The organism is Dietzia maris (genome assembly GCF_014144855.1).
Taxonomy (GTDB): Bacteria; Actinomycetota; Actinomycetes; order Mycobacteriales; family Mycobacteriaceae; genus Dietzia; species Dietzia kunjamensis.
The window spans coordinates 1-7,589 of record NZ_JAALDN010000464.1; the positions used below are offsets into that span (position 1 = coordinate 1).

9 protein-coding genes are annotated in these 7,589 nt (G+C 71.0%); 6 read left to right on the forward strand and 3 right to left on the reverse strand.

Annotated elements, in window-relative coordinates:
• The coding region (locus G6024_RS14335; RefSeq protein WP_235027926.1) for a lipase family protein at positions 1 to 723 on the forward strand (723 nt) is incomplete at its 5' end.
• A gap of 46 nt (positions 724 to 769) precedes the next feature.
• On the opposite strand, the gene G6024_RS14340 is transcribed toward G6024_RS14335, so the two are convergent.
• Entirely contained in the window at positions 770 to 1,204 is a 435-nt protein-coding gene (locus tag G6024_RS14340) for a nuclear transport factor 2 family protein (protein ID WP_159149007.1), read from the reverse strand.
• A gap of 24 nt (positions 1,205 to 1,228) precedes the next feature.
• Here G6024_RS14340 and G6024_RS14345 point away from each other — a divergent pair, with 24 nt between their 5' ends.
• The 3 genes from G6024_RS14345 to G6024_RS14355 are packed head-to-tail and all read left to right on the forward strand — an operon-like array spanning position 1,229 to position 3,080.
• Positions 1,229 to 1,759: a nuclear transport factor 2 family protein gene (locus G6024_RS14345; RefSeq protein WP_067720119.1), complete on the forward strand. Its 531-nt coding sequence runs from the start codon at positions 1,229 to 1,231 to the stop codon at positions 1,757 to 1,759.
• Positions 1,756 to 2,652: an SDR family NAD(P)-dependent oxidoreductase gene (locus G6024_RS14350; protein ID WP_159149008.1), complete on the forward strand. Its 897-nt coding sequence runs from the start codon at positions 1,756 to 1,758 to the stop codon at positions 2,650 to 2,652. The genes G6024_RS14345 and G6024_RS14350 overlap by 4 nt, the downstream gene beginning before the upstream one ends.
• Before the next feature lie 2 nt (positions 2,653 to 2,654).
• Entirely contained in the window at positions 2,655 to 3,080 is a 426-nt protein-coding gene (locus G6024_RS14355; RefSeq protein ID WP_067720124.1) for a hypothetical protein, read from the forward strand.
• 171 nt (positions 3,081 to 3,251) lie between these two features.
• Here the strand turns inward: G6024_RS14355 and G6024_RS14360 are convergent, their stop codons facing one another.
• Both G6024_RS14360 and G6024_RS14365 read right to left on the reverse strand, forming a co-directional pair.
• Positions 3,252 to 6,314, reverse strand: coding sequence for a leucine--tRNA ligase (locus tag G6024_RS14360; protein WP_182640400.1), 3,063 nt, complete (start codon positions 6,312 to 6,314; stop codon positions 3,252 to 3,254).
• A 122-nt stretch (positions 6,315 to 6,436) separates the two neighbouring features.
• Complete coding sequence (locus G6024_RS14365; RefSeq protein ID WP_181694383.1) at positions 6,437 to 6,631, reverse strand: hypothetical protein; 195 nt, start codon at positions 6,629 to 6,631, stop codon at positions 6,437 to 6,439.
• Between the two features lie 116 nt (positions 6,632 to 6,747).
• On the opposite strand from G6024_RS14365, the gene G6024_RS14370 reads away from it, so the two are divergent.
• On the forward strand, positions 6,748 to 7,263 hold the full coding sequence (locus G6024_RS14370; RefSeq protein ID WP_154831004.1) for a MarR family winged helix-turn-helix transcriptional regulator: 516 nt from the start codon (positions 6,748 to 6,750) through the stop codon (positions 7,261 to 7,263).
• Positions 7,260 to 7,589 (forward strand): SdpI family protein (locus G6024_RS14375; protein WP_182640401.1); only part of this gene is annotated, 330 nt, incomplete at its 3' end. The genes G6024_RS14370 and G6024_RS14375, both read left to right, overlap by 4 nt.

Below are 7,589 nucleotides of genomic sequence, written 5' to 3' on the forward strand. Positions count from 1 at the left end.
CGCGCGGCGGTGCGGCTTCCCGGCACGGACCTCGCGCCCGACTCCAAGACCGTGGTCAGCGGCTACTCGCAGGGCGGTGGCGCCGCCGCCGCGGCCGGGGAGATGCAGCCGGACTACGCACCCGACGTGAACCTGGTCGGCATCGCGGCGGGAGCGCCGCCGTCCGACATGCTCGGCACGCTCGACCGCGTGGACGGCGGCCTGCTCACCGGCGCGGTGGGATACGCGATCAACGGCATCCTGCAGGTCCACCCCGAGTTGCGTCCGGCGTTCGACCGGCATCTCAACGCCGAGGGGCAGCGCATGCTCGAGGTGACCGCCGGGCAGTGCGTCGCCGAGACCGCGTTCGCCTACGGCCTGAAGCGCACGAACGAGTTCACCGTGGACGGCCGCTCGCTCGGCGACGCCGCGCGGTCGGAGCCGGAGATCGTCCGGGTGCTCGAGGGCTACAACCTGGGCAGGGTCGCGCCTGCGGTGCCGGCGCTGGTCATGATCGGCAGGAACGACGACGTCGTGCCGCACCACACGGCCGTGGACCTCGTCCGCGACTGGTGCGAACAGGGCACCACCGTGGAGCTGCGGACGGCCGAGGTGCCGTCGATCGCCCCCGGCCTGGTGATCGACCACGCCATCCCGATGCTCTCCGAGCGGTCCACGAACGCCCGCTACCTCCTGGACCGCGTCCTCGACCGCCCGGCGCCGAGTTCCTGCGGGACCGTCTGAGGCGGCCGGCGCGAACCGGGCCGGGCCGGGGCGGGCCCGCCCCGGCTCAGGGCAGGTTGTGGTGGAACGCCTGCTGCTGGCTGAGGCGGGAAATCCGCCAGCCGTCGCCCGTGCGGACGAAGTCGAGGAGGTACCAGAGCCCGTAGAAGAACACCTGCTGGTCCTTCTCCTCCACCGGCTTCAGCGCCATCGGGTTGAAACACATGCAGCGCCCGGTGGCCGAGTCGCCGTCCAGGCCCACCTCGAGGTTGCCCATGAGGTGCTGTGTGGCGGCGAAGATCGGCAGCATCTCGGCCAGCCAGGCCCGCACCGCCGGGTAGTCGTCCTCCGGGCCGCCGGACGCGGCGTAACTCACGCGGGCGTCCGGCGTGAACACCCGGTCCAACCCGTTGAAGTCGCGCGAATCGATGCAGGTCGCGTACCTGGTCATGAGGTCCTGCAGGTCCCAGCGATCGGATAGTTCGACCAGTGTTCGGCTCATGCTCCCTACGCTAACGTGAGCCCTATGCAGTACGAGGAGGAAGTCCGCGCCCGCGAGGCGATCGAACAGCTCAAGTACCGCTACTGGCGGGCCTGTGACGCCAAGGATCCCGAGGGCTTCCGGTCCTGCTTCGTGGCCTCCGGCGGCGTGCTGGACTTCGGCCCCCTCGGGCGGACCGACCCGGACACGATGGTCGGGGTCTTCCGTCAGATCGCACTCGCGACCGCCTCCGACGGCGGCCCGCGGATCCTCGACATGCACCACGGCTTCATGCCGTCGATCGTCGTGGAGGGCGACGGACCGAGCAGCCCACCGCAGCGCGCCACGGGGACCTGGACCCTGCAATTCCGCCAGGTGGACCGGGACAAGGGCACCGAGACGCTCTCCACCGGCGAGTACTCGGATGCGTATGTCATCGAGGACGGCCGCTGGGTGATGGCCGAGTGCCTGTTCACCCCGGGCTGGTCGGTCACCCGCACCCTCGACGACGCCACCGTGACCTACCCCGAGGTCCACACCGTCCCGGGGGCCGCCACCGCCGGAGCGGACTCGTGAGCGCCCGCGTCGCCCTGGTGACCGGTGGCAGCCGCGGCGTCGGACGCGGGGTGGCCACCGCACTCGCGCAGGCCGGGTGGACGGTCTACGTGACCGGCCGGTCCGCCGAGCGCCTGCAGGGCACGATCGACGCGGCCTCCGGCGCCCCGGGCGAGATCCGCCCACTCGAATGCGACCACTCCCGGGACGACGAGATCGTCGCCGTCGTCGCCCGGATCGCCGAGCAGGCCGGACGCCTGGACCTGCTGGTCAACAACGTGTGGACCAACCCCAAGGGCTTCATGGGGTTCAACGGCAAGTTCTGGGAGCGGCCCGCCGGCGACTGGGACGCCCTCATGGGCGTCGGTCTGCGCGCGCACTACGTCGCCAGCTGCGAGGCCGCCAAGGTGATGGTGCCGCAGGGCTCCGGGCTGATGGTGAACATGTCGTCGTTCGGTTCTCGCGCACCGTTCCACACCGTGCTCTACGGGATGAGCAAGACCGCCCTCGACAAGATGGCCTCCGACATGGCGCACGAACTCGCCGGCACCGGGGTCTCCACCCTCTCGCTGTGGTTGGGCCTCATCCGCACGGAACTGCTGCTGTCGCTGGGGATGGACGACTTCAACGGCTTCCCGCTGGACCGCGCCGAGGACCCCACCTTCGTCGGACGGGTCATCGCCGCCCTCGCCGACGACCCCGACCTGGCCCGGATGAGCGGCTCGACCGTCATCACCGCCGAGTACGGGCGCGAGAAGGGGATAAGGAACGACGACGGCGAGGTCCCCCTGTCGCACCGCGGAGCGTTCGGCGGGGGTCCGCTCTTCCCGCCGGTGACGGACGAGCAGCTGGGTCTGGACACGGTGGACGAGGTGGCCGCGGCGGGCGGTCACAACGGGTTCGGCGGGCGGTAGGGATGACATCCGGCGACCACGGGGACCACAGCGCCCACGGAGACCACAGCGCCCACGGGGACTTCGACGACCCGCTCGAACGCCTCGAGCGGAACGAGCGGCAGGCCAACCAGGCCTTCCGGTACGTGCTGCTGTCGATCGTCGCGATCGTGGTCATGGCGACCGTGATCGTGATGCTGGAGGGCGGCATTGACGAGGAGTGCACGGACGAGGGGGCGCTGTGTATGACCGCCGACCGCGTCGAGGTGGTCGTCCTGCCGCTGCTGCTGTCGGTCATCCTGGCGGTGACGGCGGGCGTGACGACCTACCGGCGGTGGAAGCAGCGCATCCGGTGGCGGCCGTGGCTGTACGCGACCTATGCGATGTGGATGGTCACCACGGCGTACCTGATCGTCTCGTCCTCGGCGGTGTTCGTCCGGGCCGGCTGAGGGCGGCCACCTCCCCGGAGACCCCGCCCACCACGACATCCGCTACCCGGATTCCGGATCGGCTACCCGCACGGGAGTAGCGGATCCGGAATCCGGGTAGCGGATTCGAGGCCGGGGCCGGATCTGGGGCCGGGGCCAGATTCGGGGCCGGGGCCGGATCTGGGGCCGGACTCAGGGGACGATGTTGACCATCTTGCCCGGCACCACGATGACCTTCCTGGGCGCCGCGCCACCGAGGTTCTCCTGTACCTTGGCATCTGCCAGGGCCGCGGCCTCGACATCAGCGGGCGTGGCGTCGGCGGGAACGGTGATGCGCGAGCGCACCTTGCCCTTGATCTGCACCGGGTACTCGACGGAGTCCTCGACCAGGTAGGACTCGTCGTGCTCGGGGAACGGCCCGTGGGCGAGCGACCCGGTGTGCCCGAGCCGCGACCACAGTTCCTCGGCCAGGTGCGGGGCGACGGGCGCCACCATGAGCACCAGCGGCTCGACGACCGAGCGCGGCGCGCCCGGCCCCTCGGTCGGGTACGTCTTGGTCAGGGTGTTGACGTACTCGATGAGCTTGGCGATCGCGGTGTTGTCGCGCAGGCCCGCGAAGTCGTCGCGGACCCCGGCGATGGTCTTGTGCAGCGCCTTGAGCACGTCCTCGCCCGGCGCGCCGCCCGCCGACTCCGTGTCGGTGACGCGGATCTCGCCGGTGTTCTCGTCGATCACCACGCGCCAGAGCCGCTGCAGGAAGCGGTGCGCGCCCACGACGTCCTTGGTGGCCCAGGGCCGGGAGGTGTCGAGCGGGCCCATGGACATCTCGTACACGCGCAGGGTGTCGGCGCCGTAGGAGTCGCAGATCTCGTCCGGGGAGACGGAGTTCTTGAGCGACTTGCCCATCTTCCCGTACTCCTGGAACACCTCGATCTCGGCGGCGTCGGCGCCGGCGGAGGTGTCGGTCCAGTAGAACTTCCCGTCGCGCTCGGTCACCTCGGCCGCCGGCACGTAGACGCCACGGGCGTCGGTGTAGGCGAAGGCCTGGATGTAGCCCTGGTTGTACAGGCGTCGGTAGGGCTCCTCGCTGGTGACGTGGCCAAGGTCAAACAGCACCTTGTGCCAGAAGCGGGAGTAGAGCAGGTGCAGCACGGCGTGCTCGACGCCGCCCACGTAGAGGTCGACGCCGCCCGGGTCGTCCGCGCCGTGGGTCTCGGGCCGGGGCCCGGTCCAGTAGCGCTCGTTCTCCAGTGCGCACAGCTGCTCGGAGTTGGTGGGGTCGATGTAGCGCAGCTGGTACCAGCTCGAGCCGGCCCAGTTGGGCATGACGTTGGCGTCGCGGGTGTAGGTCTGCAGGCCGTCCCCGAGGTCGAGCTCGACGGTCATCCAGTCGGTGGCCTTGGCCAGCGGCGGGGAGGGCACGGAGTCGGCGTCGTCGGGGTCGAACGAGACGGGCTTGTAGTCCTCGACCTCGGGCAGCTCGACGGGCAGCATCTCGTCGGGCAGGGCGTGGGGCACGCCGTCGGAGTCGTAGACCACCGGGAACGGCTCGCCCCAGTAGCGCTGGCGGGCGAACAGCCAGTCGCGCAGCTTGTACTGGATGGTGCCCTCGCCGGTGCCCTGGCCCTCGAGCCAGTCGATGGTGGCGGCCTTTGCCTCGTCCACGGCCAGCCCGTCGAGCACCAGCCCGCCGGAGTTGGTGGAGTTCACGGCGACGCCGTCGCCGGTGAAGGCCTCGGCCTGCACGTCGATCCGCGAGCCGTCCGCCGGCGCCACGACCTGCACGATGGGTAGTCCGAAGGCTCCTGCGAACTCGTGGTCGCGGGCGTCGTGGCCGGGCACGGCCATGATCGCGCCGGTGCCGTAGCCCATGAGCACGTAGTCGGCGACGAACACGGGGATCTGTTCGCCGTTGACCGGGTTGATGGCGTGGGCGCCGAGGAAGACGCCGGTCTTCTCCTTGTTCTCCTGGCGTTCCAGGTCGGTCTTCTGCGCTGCGCGCCGGCGGTACTCCACCACGGCCTCGGCGGGCGAGGAGTGGCCGCCGGTCCAGCGCTCGTCGAGCGCGCCCCCGGCGCCCGCACCGGTCGCACCGGTCGCACCGGTCGCACCGCCCGCGCCGGCCTCCGGCCAGAACGGGCCGGCCAGCTCGTCGACCAGCGGGTGCTCGGGCGACAGGACCATGTAGGTGGCGCCGAAGAGGGTATCGGGGCGGGTGGTGAACACCTCGATGGACTGGTCCGCCACGGCGAAGCGGACGCGGGCCCCCTGGGAGCGGCCGATCCAGTTGCGCTGCATGGATTTGACCTTGTCGGTCCAGTCGAGGCGGTCGAGATCGTCGACCAGCCGGTCGGCGTACGCGGTGATCCGCATCATCCACTGGCTCAGGTTCTTGCGGAAGACGGGGAAGTTGCCGCGCTCGGAGCGGCCCTCGGCGGTGACCTCCTCGTTGGCCAGGACGGTGCCCAGCCCGGGGCACCAGTTGACCGTGGAGTCGGAGAGGTACACCAGCCGGTGGGCGTCGAGGACCTTCTCCTGCTCGGCGCGTGAGAGCTCGGCCCAGTCGCGGCCGGCGTGCTCGCCCGGCAGGGGGCGGGCACCGGAGACGAACTGCTCGACCAGCTCGGAGATGGGCCGGGCGCGGCCGGTGCGGGTGGGGTGCTCGCCGCCGTCGATCGCGCGGGCGGGGGCCTCGGGGTCGTACCAGGAGCCGTGGATCTGCAGGAAGATCCACTGGGTCCACCGGTAGAAGTCGGTGTCGGTGGTGGCGAACACGCGGCGGCGGTCGTGGCCCAGGCCGAGGCGGCCAAGCTGGCGCTCCATGTTGGCGATGTTGGCCTCGGTGGTCACGCGCGGGTGCTGGCCGGTCTGGACGGCGTACTGCTCGGCGGGCAGGCCGAAGGCGTCGTAGCCCAGGGTGTGCAGGACGTTGGTGCCGAGCATGCGGTTGTAGCGGGCGAAGACGTCGGTGGCGATGTACCCGAGCGGGTGGCCGACGTGCAGGCCGGCGCCCGACGGGTAGGGGAACATGTCCTGGACGAAGAGCTTGTCCTCGGGCGGGGCGGCGCCGTCCGGGTCGGCGAGGGGGCCGACGGGGTTCGGGGCCTCGAACGTGCCGCGCTCGGCCCATTCGGCCTGCCAGCGCGACTCGATCTGCCCGGCCAACCCGGCTCCGTAGCGGTGGGCCGGTCCGGTGTCGGACTGCGGTCCGGTCTCGGACTGCACGCCGGTGGCGGTCTGGTCGCTGCTGCTCACGGTTGTCTGCTCTCCCTGGTATCGCCGGTGCCCACACGCAGGCGGTGTCCAGCCTAAACCCTGGGGCGGGTCGGGCCGCGTCAGCGTGTGGGCACCGCCCCGTCGGCCGAGGGCGGGGTTGATCAGCCCCTGGCGGCGCGACGCCCGGCGATGAGGGCGTCGAAGCTGTAGCGCCCGGTGCCGACCAGACCGAACACGGCGACGGCCAGGCCGATCACGGCGACGAGTTCCCAGCCACCGTCGGCGGCGTAGATGCCGGCGGCCTTGTGGACGTAGGCGTAGGCACCGACCATGACGACGACGACGAGGACGGCCACCGCCTGGGTGAGTGGTGGCGGTCGTGGTCGGCATGCGACTCCCTCAGTAGATGATGTGACACACATTCCTTGCGGGGCCCTATGTGTTGTGTCAACTAACCGGGTACGCTGGGTGCATGGCTGAACAGGTTCCGGGTCAGGACGTGCGATGGTTGGACGACGAGGAGAAGGCGCTGTGGCGTGACTACCTCGCCATCCAGGGGCGCCTGCACCTGGAGATCCAGCGCGACCTCAAGACCTCGTCGAGCCTCACGGAGCCCGAGTTCGAGGTGTTGGTCTACCTCAGCGAGGCCGACGGCCCGCTGCGGATGACCGCGCTCGCCGACGCGTTGCAGTGGGAACGCAGCCGCCTGTCCCACCAGGTCACCCGGATGGTCAAGCGCGGACTCGTGGAGCGCACCAGCTGCCCCGACGACGGTCGCGGGGCGTTCGTGTCCACCACCGACGAGGGCATGGCCGAGATCGAGAAGGCCGCGCCCGATCACGTCGCCACGGTGCGGCGGGAGTTCCTCGACCGCCTCAGCGCAGAGGACAAGCGCGAACTCGCCCGGCTGCTCGCCCTGGTCCGGGGTCCCGGCGGGGCTGAGTCGAATCGGAGATCCGACGTCGCGGGCGTACCCTCGGTGGCGTGAACGCAGTGCTCGTGGTGGTCATGGTGCTCCTCGTGGGGCTCGCCCTCGTGCTCGCGGGCACGGGTGTCGCGGCGCTCGTCGGCAGACTGCCCGGCAACGGCGTCCTGGGCGTACGCACCCCGGAGACCCGCCGCTCCCCCGAGGCCTGGGAGCTCGCCAACCGCGCCGCCGCACCCTCGTTCCTCGGCTCCGGTCTCGTCCTGCTGCTCGGTGCGCTCGCCCTGGGACTGATCGGCGGATGGGTCGGCGGCCTCGTCGTCGTCGTCTCCCTCGTCGCCTCCCTCGCCCTGCTCAGCGTCGCCGGCCTCGCCGGGGCACGCGCGGCG